We start from the raw sequence: 24,102 nt of genomic DNA on the forward strand, positions 1-24,102 counted from the left end.
CCCAAAAGGTTTTACGATTTTCTTTATCTAGCCTATTGATTTATATATAATTTCAACCCTAGGATGTTCATGCCATGAAATTAAAACCTTTATGGCGATCAAAGCTTGTTCTGTTGTGTACTACACCCCCGTTTCATTGAAGCCCAATCAAGATTTTGAAGAATTCGTGAAACGCATCACTCCAAATACGACGACGGCACGCAAGGACACGCCAGCCATTGTTGAGCTACGCCTTCTGGAAACCACCGATATTCATGGGCATATCTTACCTTTCGATTACCTGACGCGCCAAGACGACATCAGCACAGGATTGGCGCGCACCGCCACCTTGATCCATGAGGCACGATCACAAGCGACGAACACCCTGCTGTTTGACACGGGCGATTTCCTTCAAGGCTCTGCCATGACGGACGTGACAGCACAGCCTGAAAGTGAATGGACAGGCCGGCATCCCTCGATCAGCGCCATGAACGAACTTGGCTATGATGCTGTCGGACTTGGCAATCATGAATTCAACTTCGGCATCGAGTGGTTGCTTCAAACCCTTGAACAAGCTCGCTTTCCGATCACTTGCGCCAATGCGGTCGTAAGCGCGGGATCGACACCGCAAAACGACAAGACACTCGTGCCGCACTACCTGCTGCTTGATCGTACGGTGGTCGATACCGACGGGCACCGGCATGAGATGCGTATCGGTGTGCTCGGCTTGCTACCGCCACAAATCACCAATTGGGACCACTTCCACCTTGAAGGACGGTTGACCACACGGGCGATCATGGAAACCGCCCAAGCGCTTGTTCCCAAGATCAAGGCAGAGGGGGCCGACATCGTCGTCGCCCTTGCTCATACCGGAATCGAAGATAGCACATCAGATGACAGGGCGGAAAACGCGGCACTTGATCTGGCCCGAGTTCCCGGACTTGATGCGATCCTCGCCGGTCACAGCCACCTTGTTTTCCCTTCGGCCGATCATGCAGGCATTGCTGGGGCCGATATCGACACGGGACACTTGCATGGGGTTCCCGCGGTGATGGCGGGGTCTCACGGGTCACACCTTGGCGTGTTGGACCTTACGTTACATTGGACGATCAAGGACGGCTGGATGGTGACAAGCAGCCGATCCGAGGCCCGGCCCGTCAATCCGAATCGTGGAAAGGCATTGGCCAGGGCCGACACTATGCTCTGCGATCTGCTTTCGAATGCACATCGGGCCACCATGGCCCTGATGGCCAAGCCAGTCGGATTCAGCGACACCCCCTTGCACAGTTACCTCTCCATGGTGCGCAGCGATCCCCTGGTTCACATGATCGCACAGGCACAACGGGAAGCGCTTCACCTTTTCGTCCCGAAACGCGACCTAGCCCGATGGCCGGTTCTGTCGGCGGCCTCGGCGTTTCGGACGGGTGGGCGCTCGGGGCCAGACCATTTCACCGATATCCCGCCCGGCCCCCTGACAACGCGGCATGCCTCGGACATTTATGCCTTTCCCAACACGCTTTGCGCGGTGATCCTGAACGGCGCAGAATTACGTGACTGGTTGGAGCGCGCGGCGGCCTATTTCAATCGGATCGTGCCGGGAGAGCCTGATCAATCGCTGATCAACCCTGCCTTTCCCGGGCATCATTTCGATGTCATTGACGGGCTAAGCTATGACATCGACCTTTCCGTGCCCAGCCGCTACGAGGCGGATGGCAGATGTTCCGGGAGTACCGAAAGGCGCATCACCAACCTGCGCCACGAAGGTCAACCCATTGATCTTGGTCAGGACTTCATCGTCGCCACCAATAATTTCCGCTTGTTCGGTGGCGCACCTTATGTCCAAAGCAACGCCACGCACACCGTATACCAAAGCCAACTTAGGGTCATAGACGCCGTTAAGCGCCACCTTCATGCCCTTCAGGGAACCCCCGATTTCTCACCGGCATGGACGTTCCGCCCCATGCCGGACACCAGCATTGTCTTCGACACCGGACCGGGCCTGCGACACTACCCCGACGACATAGCCGCGCACGGCTTGACCGATACAGGCGACACCGATGCGGGTTTTGCCCGTTTCCGCATGAACCTGTAAGGGCCCCTTGCGAATCCGCCTCATGGCGATTATCTGAAGCGTTGAGAGGTTGGCGCGGGCAAGCGCCTCGCCAACCCGGTCAGGTCCGGAAGGAAGCAGCCGTAACGAGCCCCGCTTGGGTCGTTGTCCAGCCTCTCACCTAGTTTCCCGAACGACGGAATAAACATGGATCGCGCTATCGGCGCGCAATCAGGCGCGCCATGTCGAGCATCCGGCAGGAAAAGCCCCATTCGTTATCATACCACCCAAAAACCCTTAGCAAACCTCCGGTGGACACCGAGGTTTCAGGACCACTCAGAATGATGGATTCGGGCCGACCGCGCAGGTCGGCACTAACCAAGGGTTTCGTGGTCCAGCCAAAGACAGGCGAGGCCTCGGATGCGGCCTTAAGCATTGAATTCACGACGTTTTCCGTCACCGCCTCATGGGTTTGCACCGTCAGGTCGATGCAGGACACACTGGCCGTCGGCACCCGGATGGCACGGGCTTCGATGCGGCCTTGCATATGCGGCAAGACAAGCCCCGTCTGATGTTGGGCCGAGGTGGTGGTGGGCACCATCGACAGGGCGGCGGCGCGGCTGCGTTCCGGGGCTTGGCGAGGTTTGTCCACGGTGGGTTGGCTGCCGGTGTAGCAATGCACCGTTGTCATCTGTCCGCTGATGACGCCAAAGGCATCATCAAGCAGGCGAACAAGCGGCGCAAGCGCATTGGTCGTGCAGGATGCGTTCGATATAATCCTTTGATCTGAAAGGTCTTTTTCATTCGCCCCAAGGACCAGTGTGACGTCTGCCTCGGCCGACGGCCCCGAAACAAGCACCGCCCCTGCCCCGGCCTCGATCCCGCGTTCGGCGATTGCGCGGGTTCCGCCCATGCCGGTGCATTCGAGAACGAGGTCGATTCCGGTCAGATCAAGGTCGCGCAGGTCGGGTTTGGAATGGAAGGGGATGCGGTGGCCATCGACGACAAGAGCCTTTTCCCCGGCCTGCACATCCCCCGGCCATGGGCCAAAAACACTATCGAATTCAAAGAGATAGGCGCATGTCGACAGCGGCTCGATCTCGTTGATGAGGACAAGTTCGATATCCGGGGCATCGCGTAAAAGGATGCGCAGGATGGTCCGACCGATGCGGCCAAAGCCGTTGAGGGCAACGCGAATGGGGCGGTCTGCGGACATGGCGGTAAAGCCCTTTGAAACAAGAGGTTAGTCACCGCCACACTTGCCGCAAACGCCGCGAATGACCACCCCCGAAATATAATTTGATCAAATTGCCGATTTTGCCGGAATTTTTGTACGACTCGTACGGTTTACCCCGCATTTTCGTACGAAAATACGCCACCGCCCGACATCAATCGTACGAGTCGTACGAAACAACCGGCAATGGGTGCCTCACTCTTCGATCGGCTCGATCAACTCTGGCCCCTCGGCACGGTTGGAATTGACCCGTGGATCGACCCGCCAGAACCGAAGCGCATCCTCTGGCGGGGCCTGCATCAGGGTCGCCGCACCATGCCCCGCCTCGCCCAGCCAGAGCGGCCAGTTGTCCGGTTCGACAATCACCGGGATGCGGTGATGGATTTTCGACATCGCCTGATTGGCATCGCAGGTGACAATCGCACAGGTCGACATCCGATCCTCGCCTTGCCCCCAGTCCTGCCAGATACCCGCAAAGGCCATGGGCGCGCCATCGGTGCGGGTGATGTACCACGGCAGGCGGTTGCCGCCCTCATCCTTGGTCCATTCGTAAAACCCGTTGGCCGGGATCAGGCAGCGGCGCTCGTGGCAGGCGGCGGCGAAGGCGGGTTTCCTGGCGATGCTTTCGGCGCGGGCGTTGATCAGCAACGGGCCGTCGGTGGGGGATTTGTACCAATGCGGGATGAATCCCCAGCGCATCGCGCCAAGGCGCCGCCCCGCGCCACTGGTGACCACATGCACCGGATTGGTGGGACAGACGTTGTAATCGGGCACCTTGGGCAGATCATTCGCGGGCGTGGCGGCAAAGAGCCGCGCCATGGCATCCGATGGGGTGGTAATGGCGAAACGTCCGCACATGGGGCACCTATGCGATTGCGGTTGCCAACAGAGTGACCGCTCCAGCGGCTGCGTCAAGGATCAAGGCGCTTGACCGTCGCGCAAGGGCGGGGCATGACCGGGGCATGCTGATTTACAAGATTTTCCGGGCTGACGAATGGCGCGCGCTGCGTGCCGAAAAGGTCAGCCAAGGTGCCCCGGTGGACCTTGCCGACGGCTATATCCATTTTTCGACCGCCGAACAGGCGCCGGAAACGGCGGCCAAGCATTTTGCCGGTCAGGATGACCTGATGCTGGTGGCCGTCGAGGTGGACCGTCTGGGCGATGCGTTGAAATGGGAGGTCTCGCGCGGTGGGGCCGAGTTTCCGCATCTATATCGTGAGTTGCGGCTTGAAGATGTGGCATGGGCGCAGCCCTTGCCGCTGTCGGCGGGCGCACATCAATTTCCGGCGGGGATGGAATGAGCCTGTTTGAGCAATGCGGCCTGCGCGTCCTGCGCGGCATGGACCCCGAGCGCGCCCATAACGCGGCGCTTCTGGGGCTGCGGGCGGGGTTGGTGCCGTTGCCCGGTTTGGTAACCTCGCCACGCCTGCGGTGCGAGGTGGCGGGCCTGCATCTGGCCAATCCAGTGGGTCTGGCGGCGGGGTTCGACAAGAACGCCATGGCGCTGTCGCCACTGTCGCGGGCGGGCTTCGGCTTTGTCGAGGTGGGCGCGGTGACGCCACGCGCGCAACCGGGCAACCCCAAGCCACGCTTGTTCCGCCTGACCGAGGACCGCGCGGTGATCAACCGTTTCGGCTTCAACAACGAGGGCATGGAGGCGGCGGCGGGCCGATTGGCGAACCGTCCGCGCAACATGGTTCTGGGCCTCAACCTTGGGGCCAACAAGGACAGCGCCGACCGCGCCGAGGATTTCGCGCGGGTGTTGTCGCATTGCGGGCGGTATCTTGATTTTGCCACGGTCAATGTTTCAAGCCCCAACACCGAGAAATTGCGCGATTTGCAGGGCGCCGAGGCGTTGCAGCAATTGCTGGCCGGGGTGATGGAGGCACGCGATTGGCTTGAAACGCCGATCCCGGTGTTCTTGAAGATTGCGCCAGATTTGAGCGACGGGGAATTGGCCGAAGTGGCGGGCGTGGCACAGGAGGCAGGCGTGGCCGCCATTATCGCCACCAACACCACGCTGGACCGCGAAGGCCTGCACGGGCCGCACAAGGCGGAGGCCGGGGGGCTATCGGGGGCGCCTTTGTTTGAAAAATCCACGCGGGTTCTGGCGAAGTTGTCCGAGTTAACGGGCGGTGACATGCCCCTGATCGGGGTGGGCGGTGTAGGATCGCCCGAGCAGGCCTATGAGAAAATCCGCGCCGGGGCGAGTGCGGTGCAGCTGTATTCGGCGCTGGTGTACGAGGGGCTGTCGCTGGTGCCACGCATCGCGCATGGGCTGGATGCGCTGCTAGAGCGGGATGGCTTTGCCAATGTGGCCGAGGCCGTGGGCACGGGACGGGGAGACTGGACATGATCACGATTTGGCACAACCCGCGATGCAGTAAATCACGGCAGGCCTTGGCCCTGCTGGAAGAACGTGGCGAAGATGTGCAGGTGCGCCGCTATCTGGAGGATGCGCCGAGTGTCGAGGAGTTACGCCTGACGCGGGATACGCTGGGCCTGCGGGCGGTCGAGATGATGCGCACCGGCGAGGCGGTGTTCAAGGACCTTGGCCTGAGCAAGACCGATGACGACGACACATTGATCGAGGCCATGGCCGCCAATCCCAAGCTGATCGAACGGCCCGTGGTATTCGCCCATGGGCGCGCACGGATCGGGCGACCGCCGGAAGCAGTGCTTGAGATTCTGTGATTTGGCGTTGAGGCCTTCCCCGCTTAGATTACCCGAAAACAAATCTGCATCGGGGAGCGGATGACAACGGACTCGCAACGCAAAGGGCCCATGGCATGGATTGACGCCGTGGTGTTCGATCTGGTCCGGCAAATGCGCTGGACCTTCCTGCCGCCCCTCATGGTCTATTTCGCTGCCGGGTTTTCCGGGCTGACGGGGATCGTGGGGACGTTTTTCGTCAAGGAATACCTTGATCTGTCGGCGGCCTTTCTGGCGGGGCTGGCGTTCTGGGCGGGGTTGCCTTGGGCGTTGAAAATGCCCTTGGGGCATCTGGTCGATATCATCTGGCGGTGGAAGTGGCTGTTGGTTTACCTCGGCGCGGGGCTGATCGGGCTGAGCGTGTTCATCATGTACCTGGTGCTGACGCAAACCGCGATGATGGAGGCGGTAATGCCGATCAGCGCGTGGTATATCACCAGCTTCCTGATGGCGCCCTGCGGCCTTGTCATTCAGGATGCGGTGGCCGATGCGATGTCGGTGGAGGCGGTGCCGCAGGTGGACAGCGAGGGACAGCCGATTCCCGAGGAGACCTCGCGCGCGCTACACACGACCATGCAGACGCTGGGCCGCTTTGCCCTGATCGGCGGGACGGTGGCGGTGGCCGTTTTGAACATCAACATGTTTTCCGGGATCGAGGATCTGGCCGCCGAGGCCAAGCGACAGGTCTATGCCAATATCTACCTTGCCGCCTTGGCGATCCCGCTGGTGTCGGTGTCGGGCGTGGTGCTGGCCGGGGTTCAGAAATGGCGGGCAAGGCACCACCTTCGCAAGAGTGGGGTATCGCCGGAGGAGGCCGACGCCCTGTTCGAGCGCCCGGACGAGGATACCACCCCCAACCCGTGGTACTTCATCGGCGGCGGGGCCTTCGTGGCGCTGACGCTGGCGGTGGGGCTGGGCGGTGTGCCCTATGGGCAGGAGATCATTTTTGTCGGCTCGATGGCGATTGTCCTGTTGCTGATGCGGCAGTTGATTGCCGCGCTGACCCCGGCGCAGGCGCGGACGTTGATTGGGACGGCGGTGATCATCTTCATGTTCCGCGCGGTGCCGCGACCGGGCGACGGGATCACATGGTTCAACATCGACGTTCTGGGGTTCGATCAGCAGTTCCTGTCGGTGCTGTCTCTGATTACCTCGGTGCTGACGCTGGTGGGGATGGTGGTGTTGCGGCCCTTGATGGCCTCGAAGCCCATCGTCTGGATCATCGTCATGCTGACGATTGCGGGGGGTGTCCTGACGCTGCCGAATATCGGGCTGTATTACGGGATACAGGATGTGACCGCGCCCTTGACGGGCGGCGTGGTGGATGCGCGGTTCATCGCGATTCTGGATACGGCGATTGAATCGCCGTTGGGTCAGGTGGCGATGATCCCGATGCTGGCGTGGATCGCGCGGAATGCGCCGTCGGATTTGAAGGCGACGTTTTTCGCGGTCATGGCCTCGTTCACCAATCTGGCGCTGTCGGCCAGCAGCCTGACCACCAAGTATTTGAACGAGGTCTTCATTGTCACCCGCGAGGTGACGGACCCTGAAACCGGGGCGGTGACGGTGCCGGCGGATTATTCGCAGCTTGGGGTGCTGTTGATCGTGGTGACCTTGATCACCGTGGGGGTGCCGCTGCTGGTGGTGTGGTTGGTGCAGAACTCGCCGTTGCGGACAACGGATTGATCGGGAATAGTAAGCCGCGCCCGACCCTCACACTGTAGGGTGCGCATTTACTGCGCACCGCCCCGAACGCGAAACGGCCCGGCCATGAAGGCCGGGCCGTTTCGTTTTATCCCAAAGCGTCGTTGCAGCGTTTGCAGGTGCCGGGGTGGGCGTGGCTTCCCACATCGGGCAGGATTTTCCAGCAGCGCTGGCATTTCTCGCCTGCCGCCCGTTCGAACACCACCGTCACGCCTTCCACTTCGGGCAGGCGGTAAGCCTCGTCGGGGCTGGGGTCACCCGTCAGGACGATGTCCGAGGTGATGCAGATATCCTCGAAGTTCACCGATTTCAGCGCGGCGAGCATTTCGCCATCGCGCACATGCACCACCGGCGCGGCCTCGAGCGAGGCACCGATGACCTTCTCGGTACGCTGCACCTCCAAGGCTGCGGTCACGGCGCGGCGGGCACGGCGCACCATGGCCCATTTCGCGGCCAGCGGCTCATCCAGCCAATCGGCGGGGGTTTCGGGAATATCGGTCAGGTGGACCGAGCTTTCCTCGCCCGGGAAGCGTTCCAGCCAGACCTCCTCCATCGTGAAGACCAGCACCGGCGCAAGCCATGTGGTCAGGCGGTGGAACAGGATATCCAGAACCGTGCGCGCGGCGCGGCGGCGGACGGTGTCGCCATCGCAATAAAGCGCATCCTTGCGGATGTCGAAATAGAAGGCCGACAGTTCCACCGTGGCGAAGTTGAAAAGCTGCTGGAACACGCCTTGGAAATCATAGGCGTCATAGCCTTTGCGCACCACGTGGTCCAACTCGGCCAGACGGTGCAGCACCCAGCGTTCCAGTTCCGGCATCTCCGCAGGATCGACCCGGTCGCTTTCTTCGAAATGCGCCAGTGCGCCCAACATGAACCGCATGGTGTTCCGCAAGCGGCGATAGCTGTCGGCGACCCCTTTGAGGATCTCCGGCCCGATGCGCAGGTCGGCGGTGTAATCGGCCTGTCCCACCCAGAGCCGCAGGATGTCGGCGCCGTATTGCTTGGTCACATCCTCGGGGGCGACGGTGTTGCCCAAGGATTTGGACATCTTGTTGCCCTTCTCATCGAGCGTGAAGCCATGGGTCAGGACCCCGCGATAGGGGGCGTGGCCAATGGTGCCACAGGCCTGCAACATCGAAGAATGGAACCACCCGCGGTGCTGGTCGGTGCCTTCGAGATAGAGATCGGCGATGCCATCGTCGCTGCCATCCTCGCGGTCGCGCAGAACGAAAGCATGGGTGGAGCCGGAATCGAACCAGACATCCAAGATGTCATCGACCTTTTCCCACTGATCCGGGTCATGGTCATTGCCCAAGAACCGCTCTTTCGCGCCGGGCTTGTACCATGCGTCGGCGCCTTCTTCCTCGAAGGCCGCCAAGATACGGGCATTCACCGCCTCGTCGCGCAGCAGGTAATCGGGGTCGGTGGGCATCGCGCCTTTCTTGACGAAGCAGGTCAGCGGCACGCCCCAAGCGCGTTGCCGCGACAGCACCCAGTCGGGCCGTGCCTCGATCATCGAATAGAGGCGATTGCGCCCGGTCTTGGGCGTCCATGTGACCAGTTGGTCGATCGAGGTCAGCGCGCGTTCGCGGATCGTCTTGCCGTATTGGTCCTGCCCATCGCCGACCTCGCGGTCGATGGCGGCGAACCATTGCGGGGTGTTGCGGTAGATGACCGGCGCTTTCGACCGCCAGCTATGCGGATAGCTGTGCTTGATCTTGCCGCGTGCCAGAAGGCCGCCCACCTCGACCAGCTTGTCGATGATCGCCTTGTTGGCGTTGCCCTCTTTCCCCTTGCGGTCAAGGATGTATTTGCCGCCAAAGAAGGGCAGATCGGCGCGGAAGCCGCCATCGTCCATCACGTTATAGGTGATGACCTGCTCGAGCATCCCCAGATCGCGGTAAAGCTCGAATTCCTCCATCCCGTGGGACGGGGCGCAGTGAACGAATCCGGTGCCTTCTTCGTCGGTGACGAAATCGGCGGCGCGGAAATCGCGGGGGTCGTCCCATTCGCCATTCGATCCTTCGGCCCCGGCGAGCGGGTGGGCGAGCGACAGGCCCGAAAGCTCCTCGGCGCTCACGTCACGGACACGTTTCCACATGCTGTCTTCCAAGCGCGCCTTGGCCATAACATCCCCGGCCAGCTTGTCGGCCAGCAGGAAGCGGTCACCGGGCTTGGCCCAGCATTCCTCGGGCGTGTCGGTGACTTCGTAAAGGCCATAGGCAAAGCTATCGCCGAACACGACCGCCTTGTTCGACGGGATGGTCCACGGCGTGGTGGTCCAGATCACCACGTTGGCGCCTTGCAGATCGCCCTCGGTGGTCACGGGGAACTTCACCCAGATGGTGAAGCTTTCCTTGTCGTGATACTCCACCTCGGCCTCGGCCAGGGCGGTTTTCTCGATGGGCGACCACATCACCGGCTTGGAGCCCTGGTAGAGCGTGCCGTTCATCAGGAATTTCTGGAACTCCTCCGCGATGATCCGCTCGGCGCGGAAATCCATCGTCAGGTAAGGCTTTTCCCATTTGCCGGTGATCCCGAGGCGCTTGAATTCGTCGCGCTGGATGTCGATCCAGCCATCGGCGAACTTGCGGCATTCCTGCCGGAAATCGACGATATCGACCTCGTCCTTGTTCTTGCCCTTCTTGCGGTATTGCTCTTCGATCTTCCATTCGATGGGCAACCCGTGACAATCCCAACCGGGAATATAGCGGGCATCGCGGCCCATCATCTGCTGGCTGCGCACCACCATGTCCTTGAGGATCTTGTTCAGCGCGTGACCGATATGCAGGTGGCCGTTGGCATAGGGCGGGCCATCATGCAGGGTGAAGGGTTTTCTACCCTCGGCCTTGTCGCGCAGGCGATCATAAATGCCGATCTTTTCCCAACGGGCCAGCCATTCAGGTTCGCGTTTGGGAAGGCCCGCGCGCATCGGAAAGGCGGTTTGCGGCAGGTTCAGGGTGTCTTTGTACTCGGGCGTGTCAGCGCACATCGGTGACGTCCTTTGTCACTTGAGTTTCGTCTTGGGGGGAAGGGCGGCGCGAAAGTCCATACGCCATTGTCCCGGCGGCTCGTATCACTCAGAGCGCCGGGCACATAATTCGAATGATGATGGCTTGGGCGTACATCATGGGGCGGGTTATACGCCCGGGAAAACGCCGCGTCCAGAGGGGGGAGCGCCGGGATTTCACCGGCTCAGGCCGGGAGGGTGGCCCCGCGTCGCGGGCGTGTGCGCATCAGGATCAGCACCATGATCCCGATGTTCAGGAAATTCCATACGATGCCATTGACGAAGGCCATCTGGTAGCTGCCGGTCACATCGAAGATATAGCCCGACAGCCATCCGCCCAGCGCCATGCCGCCGATCGTCGCCATCAGGACGAACCCGACGCGCCGGCCGGCCTCGGCGCTGGGCATGTATTCGCGGACCACCAGGGCATAAGAGGGCACGATCCCGCCCTGCGCGAGGCCGAAGACGAGGCTGACCATGTAAAGCGAGACCAACCCCCCGGCAGGCAGGTAGAGAAACAGCGCCAGACATTGCAGGACAGAACCGAGCAAAAGCGTCTTCACCCCGCCCAGTTTATCGGCCAGCAGCCCCGAGACCAGACGCGACCCGACCCCGCCCAGAAGCATGAGCGACAGCATCTGACCGCCCACCGCCGGGCCATAGCCCAGATCGACACAGAGGCTGACGATATGAACCTGCGGCATGGACATCGCCACGCAACAGCCCACCCCGGCCACCCCCAGAAGCAGCATCAGGGCACGCGGCGAGAACCCCGCCGCCTGCGCCCGCAGGTTCGACATCCCGTCGGCATGGGCGCGCGCGGCCAAGGGCACCCGCCGCCGCAGGACCAGCGCCAGAGGCACCATGACCGCCAGCGTCACCACCGCCAACACAAGGTAAACCGCGCGCCAGCCCTCCTCGGCCAGTATCCCGGCCAGAACCACGGGCCAGATCGCGCCGGACAGGTAATTGCCGCTGGCGGTGATCGCCACGGCGATCCCCCGCCGCTTCAAAAACCACAGCGATACATCGGCGATAAGTGGCCCGAAACTGGCCGCCGTGCCAAAGCCGATCACCACCTGCAACAGCGACACGATCACGACCGAGGGGCTGATCGCCGCAAGTGCCGTGGCCGCCGAGATCATCACCGCCGCCCCGATCAGGGCGGTGGTCACCCCGAAGCGGTCCACGATCCGCCCGATTCCGAAATTGCCCAGCGCAAAGCCCACCATGGTCATGGTATAGGGCAACGCGGCCGCGGCCCGGTCGACCCCGAACTCGGCCTGCATCGCGGGCATCACCACGATGATCGACCACATGCCGACATTGCCCACCGTTGCAATCAACAGGGACACGGCAAGGCGCAGCCACGCGTAACGGCTATCAAGGATCTCGGGGCCAGTCATGCGCGCGACGTTAGCCGCGCCTCCGCCCCGATACCAGAGCGATTTGCGGCAGGGCTTGGCGCGCCGTCCTGCACGGGGTATGCCTGCGGCAAGACCCAAACCAAAGGCCCTGCCCAATGCCCGACAAACCAAGCCCCAGCGCCATCGCCCGCGACGTCCTGCAAACCGAAGGCGCGGCCCTTCTGGGCCTGCGTGACGACCTGCCGCCCGCCTTCGATTCGGTCGTCAGCGACTTGCTCGGGGTGCCGGGCCGGGTGATCGTCTCGGGCATGGGTAAATCCGGCCACGTGGCCGCGAAAATCGCCGCCACCATGGCCAGCACCGGCACCCCGGCGCAATACGTCCACCCGGGCGAGGCAAGCCATGGTGACCTGGGCATGATCACCGGGCAGGATGCGGTGATCCTGATCTCCAACTCCGGCGAGACCCGCGAGTTGGCCGATATCATCGCCCATACCCGGCGATTCTCGATCCCGCTGATCGCCATCACCAAGAAAGCCGACAGCACGCTCGCCACACAGGCCGATCACCTGCTGCAACTGCCCAGCGCGCCCGAGGCCTGCGCCATCGGCATGGCACCCACCACCTCGACCACCTGCACCATGGCGCTGGGCGATGCGCTGGCCGTGGCGCTGATGCGGCTGCGTGGGTTCGAGCGCGAGAATTTCCTCGCCTTCCACCCCGGCGGCACCCTGGGTGCGCAACTGCTCAAGGTGTCCTCGGTCATGCACATCGGGGCCGAGCTGCCGGTCGTGTCCGAGGACACGCCAATGGGCGATACTCTGCTGGAGATGACGGCCAAGGGGTTTGGCGTCGCCGCGCTTGTCCGCGATGGCCGCCTGACCGGGATCATCACCGATGGCGATTTGCGCCGCAACCTCGATACCCTGATGTCACGCAATGCCGGGGAGGTCGCCACCCGCGACCCCCGCACCATCGCCCCCGAGGCGCTTCTCTCGGAAGCCTTGGGCGTGATGAACACCAATAAAATCAGCGCGCTTTTCGCGGTGGACGACGACGGCACCCTGCGTGGCCTCGTCCATATCCACGACGCCCTGCGCGCGGGCGTGGCCTAGAAGACACCCTCCCCTTTCATCTTTCCCAAAATACTCCCGCCGGAGGCATCCAACGGCGGCCAAAAGCACAGGTGCCCGGGGTCAAATGCACCGCCCGCCATCCACCTCCATGCAGACGCCCGTGATCATGCTGGCCTCATCGCTGCACAGGTAGGCGGCGGCATTGCCCATGTCCTCGGGGGTGGAAAAGCGCCCCATTGGGATGGTCGACAGGAACTTGGCGCGCATCTCGGGGGTATCCTCGCCCATGAAACTGGCCAGAAGCGGGGTCTCGCCCGCCACCGGGTTCAGCGCGTTCACCCGGATACCCTCGGGGGCCAGCTCCACTGCCATGGCCTTGGTCGCGGTGTTCATCCAGCCCTTGGAAGCGTTGTACCAATTCAGCTTGGGGCGCGGACTGACCCCGGCGGTCGAGGCCACGTTGAGGATCGCGCCGCTGCCGCGGGCCTTCATCCCCGGCACCAAGGCTCGCGCGACAAGGTAGACCGATTTGCAGTTCACCGCGAAGACCCGGTCGAAATCCTCTTCCGTCACATATTCCATCATCTGCGGAAGGTGCGTGACCCCCGCGTTGTTCACCACGATATCGGGCAGGCCGAAGGCGGCCTGTGCGGCCTCGGCCATGGCCTGTACGCTGGCCCCGTCCGAAACATCCACGGTGCAGGCCGTGGCGCCGAGGTCTTCGGCCAGCGTCTTGGCCGCCTTGCCGTTGATGTCGGCGATCATCACCTGCGCACCCTCCGTCAGGAACTTGCGCACGATCCCTTCGCCAAAGCCGCTGGCCCCGCCGGTCACGATGGCCGTTTTTCCCTCAAGTCGCATGATCGCCTCCTCTTTTGGTGTTGCGCATCCTATCGGGGCGCGTCCTGTCAAAGTGTTGCCCCCGTTTCGTGCAGGGCATGGGTTTGCACCTCCGTCACCCCGGCCAGCCGGGCAAAGCGGGTCAGCTCGTGCTGCAGCCTGTTGAGGCGCGCCGCACCCCATTTCACGCGGCGTTCCGGCCAGAAGCCGGTGACCTGCATCCGGCCCTTCCCGCGATCCGCCTTCAGCTCGACCCGCCCGACGAAACGATCGCCTTCCAGTAGCGGGTAGACGTAATAGCCCCAGCGGCGCTTGGCCTGCGGGACGAACATCTCGTTGCGGTAGTCGAACCCGAACAGGCGCTCCAGTCGCGTACGGTCCTGTATGGCGGGGTCGAATGGGTTCAGCAGCCTCAGGCGTTTCCCCGGCGGGGCGAGGCGCGCGAGGCGGTCCTCGATGTCCGGCGCGCCCCAGCTGTCGCGCCATGTGCCATCCGCCGCCTGCACGCGCAGGGGCACCAGTTCGGCCTGTGCGATCCAGTCGCGAACCTCTGCGGCCGAGGTCGCATCCCAGAACCTCTGCACCTCGCCCGGCGTGGCCATCGCCATCCGGTTCAGTGCGGAATGATGCAGTTTATCAATGGCTTGCGCGTCGTCCTCGGCATCACTGAACGTGGTGGGAAAGATCCGTTCGCCCAGATCGTAGAACTTGACGAAGTTCTGCCGGTGGCTGGTGGCCAGATCGCCCGCGTACCACATCTGATCAAGGGCCTTCTTGTGCGGGGGGCGGGCCCACATCTCCTTGCCGCGCGCACCGCTGTCGAAGGCGTGGGTGGACAGGGGGCCTTCGGCTTCAATACGCTTGCGTATGTTTTCGATCTCCGCGCGACCCAGACCCGATTGCAGCCACGCCCCCCGCGCGGCTTTTTCCCCGAGCCTCTGAAACTGTCGGCGCCAGAGCGGAAACACCTCCATCGGTAGAAGCGAGGCATCATGCGTGAAATGTTCGAAGAGGTTTCGTTGTTCCAGAAGGGGCCAGAGCATACCCTCGCGGTAGTTCTGGTTGCGCGACCACAGGATATGATGATGCGCACGGGTGACATTGCGCACGGTGTCGATCTGCACGAAACCGAGTGCATGGATCGTGCCCATCACGTCCACCGGCCCGGTTGGCGCCTGCGCAAGGCCATTGGCCTGCAACCACAGCCACCGCGCCTGCCGGTTCGGGATTTCAAGCGCCACCATCAAAGGGTTCCGAGGTACAGCAGCGCATCGCGAAGGTCCTGACCCTCCATGTCGAGGATCACATCGGCAAACAGCTTGCCCGCCGCGCAGGCCTCAACGGGTCGGGCGCGTTCCAGATTGTCGAAGGTCCGCGCCAGGGACTTTGCATTTTCCTCGGAGGCCACCCGTGCGCGCAGGGCTTGGGCAATCGTTTGTTCGATGCGGGCGCGGTCCAGTGGGCTCAATTGCTTGGGGGCACGGGTGACACCGAGCCGAACCGCCTTGCGCTGAATGCGGTAATAGGTGCGCAGGGTCTTGAGGGTGAAATGGGTTTCGGCACGGCCCAGGGTATCCTCCATGCGCTGCGGGCGCATCGTGCCCTTGACGATCAGGCCGCAATTGCGCGTACTCATCCCGTCCAGCAGCGCGCGCTGCATCTGGTGAAAGAACCGCATTTCCGGCAGGCTGAGGTGGGTGATGCCACTATCATACAAAGGTGCGATCAGGCCCTCGGTCGCCACCCCTGCCGACAGGTCGCCATCGTAAAGCGCGATCAGCCGGTCGGCGATATAGCCCGCGACCAGCCTATCGTTCATCATCAGGCGGGTGTGTTCCTCGGCGAGGGCCAGTTTTTCGCCGCGAAAGCCCTGGGCCACCAGTTGATCGCGCACCGGGGCGATTTCGGGCAGGCGCCCCAGAAGGTCAATGATCTGCTCGCGGCTGTCCCTGGCGGTCTGCGCCGCGCCCGGCCCGACCACGGCAGCGATCGCCAGGAAAACAAGGGTGATCAGGGGTTTCAAGGGCATATGGGCCGTCCTTCCGGTGCTTTGCAGGCTTGGGTTCAGCATCCCGCACCACCCGGTCCGGTGCAATACAAAGCTTATACTAGCTGGTTTTCGGCAGGCGTGGCACGGCCTCGATCAGTTGTTCGGTATAGGGGTGGTCCGGCCGGGTAAAAACCTCTTCGGTCGGGCCTTGCTCGACGATCCGGCCGGATTTCATCACAAGCACCCGGTCGGTCACGTTACGCACCACGCTGAGGTCGTGACTGATGAACAGGTAGGTCAGCGAAAGCCTTTTACTGAGGTCGGCCAGAAGGTCCAGCATCCGGGCACGCACCTGTACGTCCAGCGCGCTGACCGCCTCATCGAGGAGGATCAGATCGGGCCGGATGATCAGGGCACGGGCCAGCGCGATGCGCTGTCGTTGACCGCCGGAAAACTCGTGGATGTACTTGTGCCGGTCCTCCGGGCGCAGGCCGACGTTTTCAAGGGCGTCCACGACCGCCGCCTCACGCGCCGCACCCTTGGGCGGGTCATCCAGAAGGTGGAAGGGTTCGGACACCGAGCGGGCCACTGTCCAGCGGGGGTTGAAGCTTCCGTAGGGGTCCTGGAACACGACCTGCATCCGCCGCCGCACCGCGCGGTTGGCGCGGTGACCGTCGAAGACGGGGCTGCCATCGAGGGTGATGGTGCCGCCCTGCACCTCCTCCAGCCCCAGGATGGCGCGGGCGAGCGTGGATTTGCCACAGCCGGATTCCCCCACCAGCCCAAGGTTTTCGCCGCGTTGGATGTCAAAGCTGACCCCATCAACCGCGCGATGCCCCCCCGGCTTGCCAAACCACCCCTTGCGCGGTGTCGGATAGTCGCGCACCACGTCACGGACCGACACCAGCGGCGCGCGGCCGGTGGGGGCAATCCGGTCGGGCTTGTGATCCGAGGCTTCCATCAGGGCCAGCGAATAGGGCTCTTTCAGGCTGTCGAAGCGCCCGCGTTCCACCACGCGGCCCTCGCGCATGATCACGATCCGGTCGGCCATGCCCGCCACGACGCCAAGGTCGTGACTGATCAACATCAGGCCCATGTCGTCCTCGTCCACCAGTCGCTTGAGGAGTTTCAAAACCTCGGCCTGCGTGGTCACGTCAAGCGCCGTGGTGGGTTCATCTGCGATCAGCAGTTTGGGGCGCAGGGCGATGGCCATGGCGATGCCGACGCGCTGTCGCTGCCCGCCCGACAGTTCGTGCGGGTAGCGGGACAGCGGCACGCGTTCGGGCGGCAGATCGACCCGACGCAGGGCATCTTCGGCACGGGCCATGGCCTTGGCCCGCGTGGTGTTGTCATGAATGAGGACTGTCTCGGCCACCTGATCGCCGATGGTATGCAGGGGGTTGAGGGCGGTCATGGGTTCCTGAAACACCATGCCCACCTCTTGGCCGCGCAGGGCGCAAAGCGCCGATTCACCCATGGTCAGGATATCGTGGCCATTGAGCGAGATGCGCCCCGTACATGCCGCGCCACGCGGTAAAAGCTGCATGACCGAAAGGGCCGTCATCGACTTGCCGCTGCCCGACTCGCCAATCACGCCGAGGATTTCACCGGGGGCCACAGAAAGCGAGACATCGTGCAGCACCTGCACACGGCCAATGCCGAGACCAAGGTTTTCGATCCTGAGCAGGCTCATCGCGCGTCCCTCGCCAGTCGCGGGTCCAGCCAATCGCGCAGCCCGTCGCCCATCAGGTTCAGGCCCAGCACCGTCAGCAGGATCGCCAAACCCGGGAACAACGCCATATGCGGCGCGAAGGAAATCATCGTCTGGCTATCGGCCAGCATCCGGCCCCAACTGGGGATCGGGGGTTGCGCGCCAAGGCCGACATAACTCAGCCCCGCTTCGGCGAGGATTCCGAGGCTGAACTGGATGGTGCCCTGCACGATCAACAGGTTGGCGAGGTTGGGCAGGATGTGTTCGGCGCTGATGCGCAGGCGCCCCTTGCCCGCCACCCGCGCCGCCAGCACGTAATCCCGTGTCCAGAGAGACAGCGCCGCACCGCGCGTCAAGCGGGCGAAAACGGGAATGTTGAAGATGCCGATGGCGATGATGGCGTTCACCGCGCCGGGGCCGAAAACGGCGGTGATCATGATGGCGATCAGCAGGCTGGGAAACGCAAAGATCAGGTCGTTGCCCCGCATGATCACCTCGTCCATCCAGCCGCCCCGCCGCGCGGCGGCGGCCAGGCCCAACGGCACGCCAAGGCCCATGCCGATGACCACAGCGACGATGGCCACGGCGATCGAGGTCCGCGCGCCCACCATGAGCATCGACAGGATATCGCGCCCGAAATGGTCGGTTCCCAGAAGGTGCGCCCCCGATGGCGGTTTGATCTTGTTGGCGATGTCCAGCGCCGCGATGTCATACGGCACCCAGAGGAACGACAAAAGCGCCGCCCCGGTGAAGAGTGCCGTGATCCCGGCGCCGATCCAGAGGGTCGCCTTCATCTGCGCCCCCTCAGCCGGGGATCGACCCAGGCATAGGCCATGTCGACCGCGAAATTCACCATGATGACGGCAAAGACCAGTAGCATGACGACCGACTCGACCACGATCAGGTCGCGGGCGCTGATGGCCTGGAACACCAAGCGGCCTAGGCCGGGCAGGTAAAAGACGTTCTCGATGATGATCGCCCCTGCCAGCAGGAAGGAAAATTGCAGCCCGATGATCGTCAGCACCGGGATCAGCGCATTGCGTAGGGCATGGCGACGCAGGGCCTGACCGCGGCTCAGGCCCTTGGCGCGGGCGGTGCGGATGTAATCCTCGCCCAAGGTGTCCAGCAGGGCCGAGCGCATGACACGGGCCAGAATGCTGGCCTGTGGCAGGGCAAGGGCGATGGCCGGAAGGGTCAGGGCCTTGAGCGCCGGGCCGGCGCCTTCCTCCCAGCCCGGAAAGCCCCCGGCGCTGAACCAGCGCAGGTTGATGGCAAAGACCAGCACCATCAGCATGGCGAACCAGAAATTCGGGATCGCCACGCCCAGTTGCGTACCGCCCATGATGACCAGATCGACCGCCGAGCCACGTTTGCGCGCGGCCCAGATCCCTGCGGGAAAGGCAATGAGGGTGGACAGCGCCAGGGCATAGAGCGCCAGCGGCAGGCTGACCCAGAGCCGGTCGGCGATCATCCCGGCCACGGGAGTGCGGTAGGTGTAGGAGGTACCGAAATCCCCCCGGAGCATCCCGCCGATCCATGACAGGTAGCGCTCGTATACGCTGCCATTCAGGCCCAGTTCCTCGCGCAGGGCATTCAGCGTGTCCTGTTGCGCATTGAGGCCCAGCATGTAGGCCGCCGGATCGCCCGGCACGACCTCGAGCGCCAGAAAGATCACCACGCTGGCGACCCATAGCGACACCGCCAGCGAGAACAGCCGCCGCCCGGCATAGCGCAGCATCAGCTTTGGCCTTTCGTCATCGCGTCACCCGAGTGTCCCTTTGGCCTTTTATGGCGATCCGTGCGCAGGTTGTTAAGGGGAGACCCGGTAAAAGCACAAGGCCCTGCCATTTGCGGTGGCAGGGCCTTGATCATGCGGGGCAAGACGCGCCGGTCAAGCGGCCTTGCGTGCCTCGGGCAAGTCTTCGGGGTGGCTTTCACACTCGAAAAACGCACCGTGCAGGGCGCTGATCGCCTGCGAGAGGGTCTTGCGCGGCACGACGAACTGCACGTCAACCGCGCGGGTCGTCTGATGCGCCGAAATGACATCGACATCGGCCTGTGCAAGCGCCTTCAATCCACCTGCCAAGGCCTTGAGGCCCGACAGATCGCGCCCGATCACCGAGGCGATTGCCAGCGGTTGAATTGTCAGCTCCGCGCTTGGGTACACGGCGTTCAGGTCGCGCTCCACCTTGCGGATATCGCGCAGGGGCGCATCGACATAGTGCGTGATCGTATTTGCGTTCGAGGTCTTCGAAATAATCCGCAAGCCATGCCGCGTCAGCAGTTCGAGGATTTTGGCGTCATAGCCTTTGACGCCCACCATGTCCTGCTCAAAAAGTTCGAGCGCATGGACATCGAGGCCGGTCACGATTTCGGCCGCGGGGGTTTCTGCGGGTTGATCGTCGATCAGCGTGCCGGGGTCGTGCGGCTCGAACGCGTTGGTGACGCGCAGGGGTACGTCGGCCTGACGCAGGGTTTTGGCCGCTTTGGGGTGGATGGCCTCCATCCCCATGTTCGACAACTGGTCGGCCACGTCATAGTTGGTATGGCCCAGCTTGTGCACCTCGCCTTCGACAAGGTTGGGATCCGCCGAGGACAGGTGGAATTCCTTGTGAATGATCGCCTCGCGCGCACCGGTCAGGGCGGCGATGCGGCTGAAGGTCACCTCGGAATAGCCGCGGTCGAACTCGGCCATCAGCCCTTCCTTGCACTGGGCATAGCCGGTGACGATGGGCAGTTCCCTGGCCGCGTCCACATCGGCGAACCCGTCGCGGATACGTTCATCGAGGGTCATCTCGCGCTCGTCCCGCCAACCGCTGAGGTCGACGAAACGCGCGTCGATGCCTTCGCGGCGCAGGGCCAGCGTGGTGACATAGGCCGAATGCGCCTCGCCCAGCCCCGAGAGCAACTCGCGCATCAGCATCATGTGCTGGCTCAGGCGGAAATGGCCGTAGGAACACAGGCGTTGCAGGTCGATCAGGCAGTTGCGCGCGCCTTCTACGCGGTCGCGCACGAAATCATCCGCGTCGCTGATGTCGGCGGCATTCGACAGAACCGAGGCGTGCGCCTCGCGCATCCCGGTGGCCACCTTCGACAGCGCATCCAGCCAGCCGTGATCGTCCTCGTCATTGGCGAAACAGGCATAGACCCCGGCCTCGCCGGATTTCTTGTGTTCCAGAAGCAGGTTGGTGATGCCCCCGAAGGCCGAGACGACAAAGACACGGTTGTATATTTCTGCCGGGGTGTCGCGCTTGAACAGGCTATCGACCAGTTCATCAAGGCGCGACATGGATGTGCCACCGATCTTTTCGACGGTGTGATTTTCAAAAGTCATAAAAGCTCATTCCGGGGCTTGCGCCCCAGAATGCCTCTGTGTGTTCAGGAAACCTCTTCCGGGGCGGCGTAAGAGCCATCTTCGCGATGCACCTCGTTGCCGGTCACCGGCGGGTTGAAAACGCAGGCCATGACAAGCTCTTCTTCGGCCCGCAGGATGTGGCGGTCATGCTCGTTCAGGGCATACATGGTGCCGGGCTTGATCTGGTGGGTTTCCCCGGTGCCCAGATCGGTGATCGAACCTTTGCCCTGAATGCAGTAGACGCTTTCGAAGTGGTTCTTGTACTCGAACGTGTGTTCGCTGCCTTCGTGCAGGAAGGTGATGTGGAAGGAAAAGCCCATTCCGTCATCGGCAAGCAGCATTCGAACCGAAGTCCAATCTGCATCCGAGACCGATTTTCCGGCCTTCACCACGTCGTCGAAATCTCTGACAATCATTGCGTTACTCCGCTGCGATCTTCGTGTTCACGGTTGCGTCACGGACCGCATCCAGCAGGATGTTCAGGCCCTTGCGCAGGGTTTCTTCGGGGATGGTCAGCGGTGCCAGCACCTTGACCACCTCGTCATGCGCACCCGAGGTCTCGATGATCAGGCCGTTTTCGAAGGCGCGGGCACAGACATCCCCCGCCAGTTCACCCGAGCCGACATCGACCCCCTGCATCATGCCACGCCCCTTGAGTCGCGCATCGGGCAGGACATCGGCGATCGCCTGCAACCCGGCGGTCAGGATGGCCGACTTGTGCTGCACGTCCTTCTGGAAGCTGTCATCGCTCCAGAATTTCTCAAGCGCGACACGGCCCGTCACGAAGGCATGGGTATTGCCGCGGAAGGTGCCATTGTGTTCGGCGGGCTTCCAGATGTCGTGCTCGGGTTTGATCAGCAGCGCGGCGAAGGGCAGGCCGAAGCCAGACAGCGATTTCGCCTGCGTGATCATGTCCGGCTCGATCCCGGCCTCTTCGAAGGCGAAATAGGTGCCGGTCCGGCCACAGCCCGATTGAATATCGTCGACGATCAGCAGCGCGCCCAGCTTCTTGGCCAGACGGGCCACGCCCTGCATCCATTCGGTCGAGGCGGCGTTCAGCCCGCCCTCGCCCTGCACGGGCTCAAAGATGAAGGCGGCGGGGGCATCGACACCCGACGAGGGGTTGTCGAACATCCATTCGATTTGCGACAGCGTATCGACATCGTCGCCAAGTGCCCCGTCAAAGGGCAGGTGCGTAACATCGGCCAGCGAACCACCACCGGCCCCGGCGCGTTTGCCGGCGTTCCCGGTCAGTGACAGCGACCCCATGGTCATGCCGTGGAACCCGTTGGTGAAGGCCACGATATTGCGGCGGCCAGTGACCTTACGGGCCAGCTTCATCGCCGCCTCGACGGCGTTGGTGCCGGTCGGGCCGGTCATCATCACCTTGTAGTCCATGCCCCGCGGCTTGAGGATGTTTTCCTCGTACGCCTTCAGGAACCGGGCCTTCTCGGTGGTGTACATATCAAGGCCATGGGCGATGCCATCGTCCGCGATATGCTCGATCAGGGCCTCTTTCATGTCCGGGTCATTGTGCCCGTAGTTGAGCGAGGAACACCCGGCGAGAAAGTCGATATAGGTGCGGCCTTCGGCGTCGGTCATTTCCGCGCCCTTGGCCGTGGTGAACACCGTTTCGAAGCTGCGGCAATAGCTGCGCGCCTCGGATTCACGGCGATTAAAGATGGAAGTTTCGGCTGACGTGTCAGTCGACATGATAAATCCTTCGGTTGGGAGAGTTGAGGGCTGGCGCGCAGGGCTTCAGGCCGCGCGCTTCAGCTCCTCGGCGAATTCGATGGTGACCATGTGTTCCGTCGCGTGACGGCCGTCGAAATGGTCTTCACGGGTATAATGCGGCTCGCTGCGCAATTTGCCGTTCTGCGATTTCGAGAAGCGACCGAACAGCGCCCAGGAGGCATCGTTGTTGATGGTGATCGTCGTTTGAAGACGGTTCACCTCCTTGCATTCCTCGCGCTCGAAAAGCTCGGACAGCATACGTGTGCCAAGCCCTTTGCCGCGCGCCTTCGACGACACGGCCACTTGCCAGACGAACAGCGTCTCGGGGTCGCTGGGCATGATATAGGCCGAAATCCAGCCGACAGCCTCACCATCCATTTCGGCAAGGATACAGGTATCCCCGAAATGGTCACACTGGATGAGGTTGCAGTACATGGAATTCTCATCAAGCGGGTGGCAGGACGAAATCAAATCCCAGATCGCAGCACCGTCTTCACGCGACGGCTTGCGAAACGTCAGTTTGCTCTCGGTTTTCGATCCTTGAATGCTATGCACGACACTTGACCCCTTGTTGGTTAGATGAGCTAATAATATTCATTGGATAACATATTTCAAGTGACTAAGTAATTTTACGCATTATGCGCATAAAACCCCAATTATTGAATAAAAACACCTTTATAACTATATATACCCCATGAAGCATTTAGTTAGTAAAGCGAATACATCTACTTCGCGGATTGCGGAAAACCGGAAATCGGGTAAGTTTACAAGGCCTTACCTGGAGCTTGACGTGGACCGCACCGACATTAGCCTGATTGCCCTGCGGCGCATTTTACGCGCCACCGACATGTACGCGCGCGACCTTGCGCGCGAGGCGGGATTGACCGCCGTACAACTGCGCGTGCTGCAAATTGTCGCGGAAAAGGGGCGCGCAACCCCCACCGAACTGTCCAACCGCATGGGCGTGACCATGGCGACGGTCTCGTCGCTGATCAAAAAGCTTGAGGCCAAGGGCCTGTTGACGCGGCACCGCTCGACGACCGATCGTCGGCAAACGGACCTTGAGATCACCGCCACCGGCCTGACCAAGGTGCAGGCCGCGCCAGATGCCCTTCAGCAAAAATACGTCAAGCAATTCGAAGGTCTGGAGGAATGGGAGCAAGCGATGATCGTCGCCGTCCTCGAACGCGTGGCCAGTATGCTTGACGCCGAAGAAATCGACGCCTCCCCGGTGCTTGCCGTGGGCGACATTCACCACACCCACTAGGCCACGCCGACCGAAAAACCGTTTTTTCATGTCAGGGCATAAAATTGCCCAGATTCATTGGCATATTGCC

21 protein-coding genes and 1 other RNA gene are annotated in these 24,102 nt (G+C 62.4%); 8 read left to right on the plus strand and 14 right to left on the minus strand.

What is annotated here, in order from left to right; all coding sequences use genetic code 11:
• Positions 1-166 precede the first annotated feature (166 nt).
• Together FDP25_RS06645 and ffs are read left to right on the plus strand one after the other, a co-directional pair.
• Positions 167-2,071 (plus strand): bifunctional 2',3'-cyclic-nucleotide 2'-phosphodiesterase/3'-nucleotidase, encoded by a 1,905-nt coding sequence (locus FDP25_RS06645; RefSeq protein WP_172982764.1) that lies wholly within the window; start codon positions 167-169, stop codon positions 2,069-2,071.
• Between the two features lie 42 nt (positions 2,072-2,113).
• An RNA gene (ffs, locus tag FDP25_RS06650) (signal recognition particle sRNA small type) lies at positions 2,114-2,212 on the plus strand.
• Between the two features lie 34 nt (positions 2,213-2,246).
• On the opposite strand, the gene FDP25_RS06655 is transcribed toward ffs, so the two are convergent.
• Entirely contained in the window at positions 2,247-3,245 is a 999-nt protein-coding gene (locus tag FDP25_RS06655) for a type I glyceraldehyde-3-phosphate dehydrogenase (RefSeq protein ID WP_154150110.1), read from the minus strand.
• Between the two features lie 213 nt (positions 3,246-3,458).
• Positions 3,459-4,121: an SOS response-associated peptidase gene (locus FDP25_RS06660; RefSeq protein ID WP_154150111.1), complete on the minus strand. Its 663-nt coding sequence runs from the start codon at positions 4,119-4,121 to the stop codon at positions 3,459-3,461.
• A 104-nt stretch (positions 4,122-4,225) separates the two neighbouring features.
• On the opposite strand from FDP25_RS06660, the gene FDP25_RS06665 reads away from it, so the two are divergent.
• From FDP25_RS06665 to FDP25_RS06680, 4 genes are all read left to right on the plus strand, one after another.
• On the plus strand, positions 4,226-4,564 hold the full coding sequence (locus FDP25_RS06665) for a DUF952 domain-containing protein (protein WP_154150113.1): 339 nt from the start codon (positions 4,226-4,228) through the stop codon (positions 4,562-4,564).
• Positions 4,561-5,619 (plus strand): quinone-dependent dihydroorotate dehydrogenase, encoded by a 1,059-nt coding sequence (locus FDP25_RS06670; protein ID WP_154150115.1) that lies wholly within the window; start codon positions 4,561-4,563, stop codon positions 5,617-5,619. The genes FDP25_RS06665 and FDP25_RS06670 overlap by 4 nt, the downstream gene beginning before the upstream one ends.
• Positions 5,616-5,957 carry an arsenate reductase (glutaredoxin) gene (gene arsC, locus FDP25_RS06675; RefSeq protein ID WP_154150117.1) on the plus strand — a complete coding sequence of 114 codons (342 nt, stop codon included), beginning with the start codon at positions 5,616-5,618 and terminating at the stop codon, positions 5,955-5,957. The genes FDP25_RS06670 and arsC overlap by 4 nt, the downstream gene beginning before the upstream one ends.
• 90 nt (positions 5,958-6,047) lie before the next feature.
• On the plus strand, positions 6,048-7,661 hold the full coding sequence (locus FDP25_RS06680; protein WP_246175785.1) for an MFS transporter: 1,614 nt from the start codon (positions 6,048-6,050) through the stop codon (positions 7,659-7,661).
• Between the two features lie 106 nt (positions 7,662-7,767).
• Here the strand turns inward: FDP25_RS06680 and ileS are convergent, their stop codons facing one another.
• Positions 7,768-10,674 (minus strand): isoleucine--tRNA ligase, encoded by a 2,907-nt coding sequence (gene ileS, locus FDP25_RS06685; protein ID WP_154150121.1) that lies wholly within the window; start codon positions 10,672-10,674, stop codon positions 7,768-7,770.
• A gap of 203 nt (positions 10,675-10,877) precedes the next feature.
• Positions 10,878-12,098 carry an MFS transporter gene (locus tag FDP25_RS06690; protein ID WP_154150123.1) on the minus strand — a complete coding sequence of 407 codons (1,221 nt, stop codon included), beginning with the start codon at positions 12,096-12,098 and terminating at the stop codon, positions 10,878-10,880.
• 116 nt (positions 12,099-12,214) lie between these two features.
• Between FDP25_RS06690 and FDP25_RS06695 the strand changes: the two genes are divergently transcribed.
• Positions 12,215-13,174: a KpsF/GutQ family sugar-phosphate isomerase gene (locus tag FDP25_RS06695; RefSeq protein ID WP_154150125.1), complete on the plus strand. Its 960-nt coding sequence runs from the start codon at positions 12,215-12,217 to the stop codon at positions 13,172-13,174.
• 81 nt (positions 13,175-13,255) lie between these two features.
• On the opposite strand, the gene FDP25_RS06700 is transcribed toward FDP25_RS06695, so the two are convergent.
• From FDP25_RS06700 to ectA, 10 genes are all read right to left on the minus strand, one after another.
• Positions 13,256-13,996: an SDR family oxidoreductase gene (locus tag FDP25_RS06700; RefSeq protein WP_154150128.1), complete on the minus strand. Its 741-nt coding sequence runs from the start codon at positions 13,994-13,996 to the stop codon at positions 13,256-13,258.
• A 47-nt stretch (positions 13,997-14,043) separates the two neighbouring features.
• A complete protein-coding gene (locus tag FDP25_RS06705) occupies positions 14,044-15,219 on the minus strand; it encodes a winged helix-turn-helix domain-containing protein (protein ID WP_154150130.1) in 1,176 nt (391 codons plus the stop codon).
• Complete coding sequence (locus FDP25_RS06710; RefSeq protein WP_154150132.1) at positions 15,219-16,004, minus strand: hypothetical protein; 786 nt, start codon at positions 16,002-16,004, stop codon at positions 15,219-15,221. The genes FDP25_RS06705 and FDP25_RS06710 overlap by 1 nt, the downstream gene beginning before the upstream one ends.
• Before the next feature lie 79 nt (positions 16,005-16,083).
• Positions 16,084-17,658, minus strand: a complete 1,575-nt coding sequence (locus FDP25_RS06715) for an ABC transporter ATP-binding protein (RefSeq protein ID WP_154150134.1) — start codon at positions 17,656-17,658, stop codon at positions 16,084-16,086.
• The gene (locus tag FDP25_RS06720) at positions 17,655-18,470 is read right to left on the minus strand and encodes an ABC transporter permease (protein ID WP_154150136.1); all 816 of its coding nucleotides are present in this window, start codon (positions 18,468-18,470) and stop codon (positions 17,655-17,657) included. Before FDP25_RS06720 ends, FDP25_RS06715 begins: the two co-directional genes overlap by 4 nt.
• On the minus strand, positions 18,467-19,414 hold the full coding sequence (locus tag FDP25_RS06725; protein ID WP_154150137.1) for an ABC transporter permease: 948 nt from the start codon (positions 19,412-19,414) through the stop codon (positions 18,467-18,469). The genes FDP25_RS06720 and FDP25_RS06725 overlap by 4 nt, the downstream gene beginning before the upstream one ends.
• 153 nt (positions 19,415-19,567) lie before the next feature.
• The gene (locus FDP25_RS06730; RefSeq protein WP_154150138.1) at positions 19,568-21,010 is read right to left on the minus strand and encodes an aspartate kinase; all 1,443 of its coding nucleotides are present in this window, start codon (positions 21,008-21,010) and stop codon (positions 19,568-19,570) included.
• 44 nt (positions 21,011-21,054) lie between these two features.
• Positions 21,055-21,447 carry an ectoine synthase gene (locus FDP25_RS06735; protein WP_154150140.1) on the minus strand — a complete coding sequence of 131 codons (393 nt, stop codon included), beginning with the start codon at positions 21,445-21,447 and terminating at the stop codon, positions 21,055-21,057.
• 4 nt (positions 21,448-21,451) lie between these two features.
• Positions 21,452-22,744: a diaminobutyrate--2-oxoglutarate transaminase gene (gene ectB, locus FDP25_RS06740; protein ID WP_154150142.1), complete on the minus strand. Its 1,293-nt coding sequence runs from the start codon at positions 22,742-22,744 to the stop codon at positions 21,452-21,454.
• A 45-nt stretch (positions 22,745-22,789) separates the two neighbouring features.
• On the minus strand, positions 22,790-23,320 hold the full coding sequence (ectA, locus tag FDP25_RS06745; protein ID WP_343031977.1) for a diaminobutyrate acetyltransferase: 531 nt from the start codon (positions 23,318-23,320) through the stop codon (positions 22,790-22,792).
• Positions 23,321-23,555: 235 nt separating this feature from the next.
• Here ectA and FDP25_RS06750 point away from each other — a divergent pair, with 235 nt between their 5' ends.
• Positions 23,556-24,032, plus strand: coding sequence for a MarR family winged helix-turn-helix transcriptional regulator (locus FDP25_RS06750; protein ID WP_343031978.1), 477 nt, complete (start codon positions 23,556-23,558; stop codon positions 24,030-24,032).
• The last annotated feature ends 70 nt before the right edge of the window (positions 24,033-24,102 follow it).

It is taken from the genome of Roseovarius bejariae, assembly GCF_009669325.1.
Classification (GTDB): domain Bacteria; phylum Pseudomonadota; class Alphaproteobacteria; order Rhodobacterales; family Rhodobacteraceae; genus Roseovarius; species Roseovarius bejariae.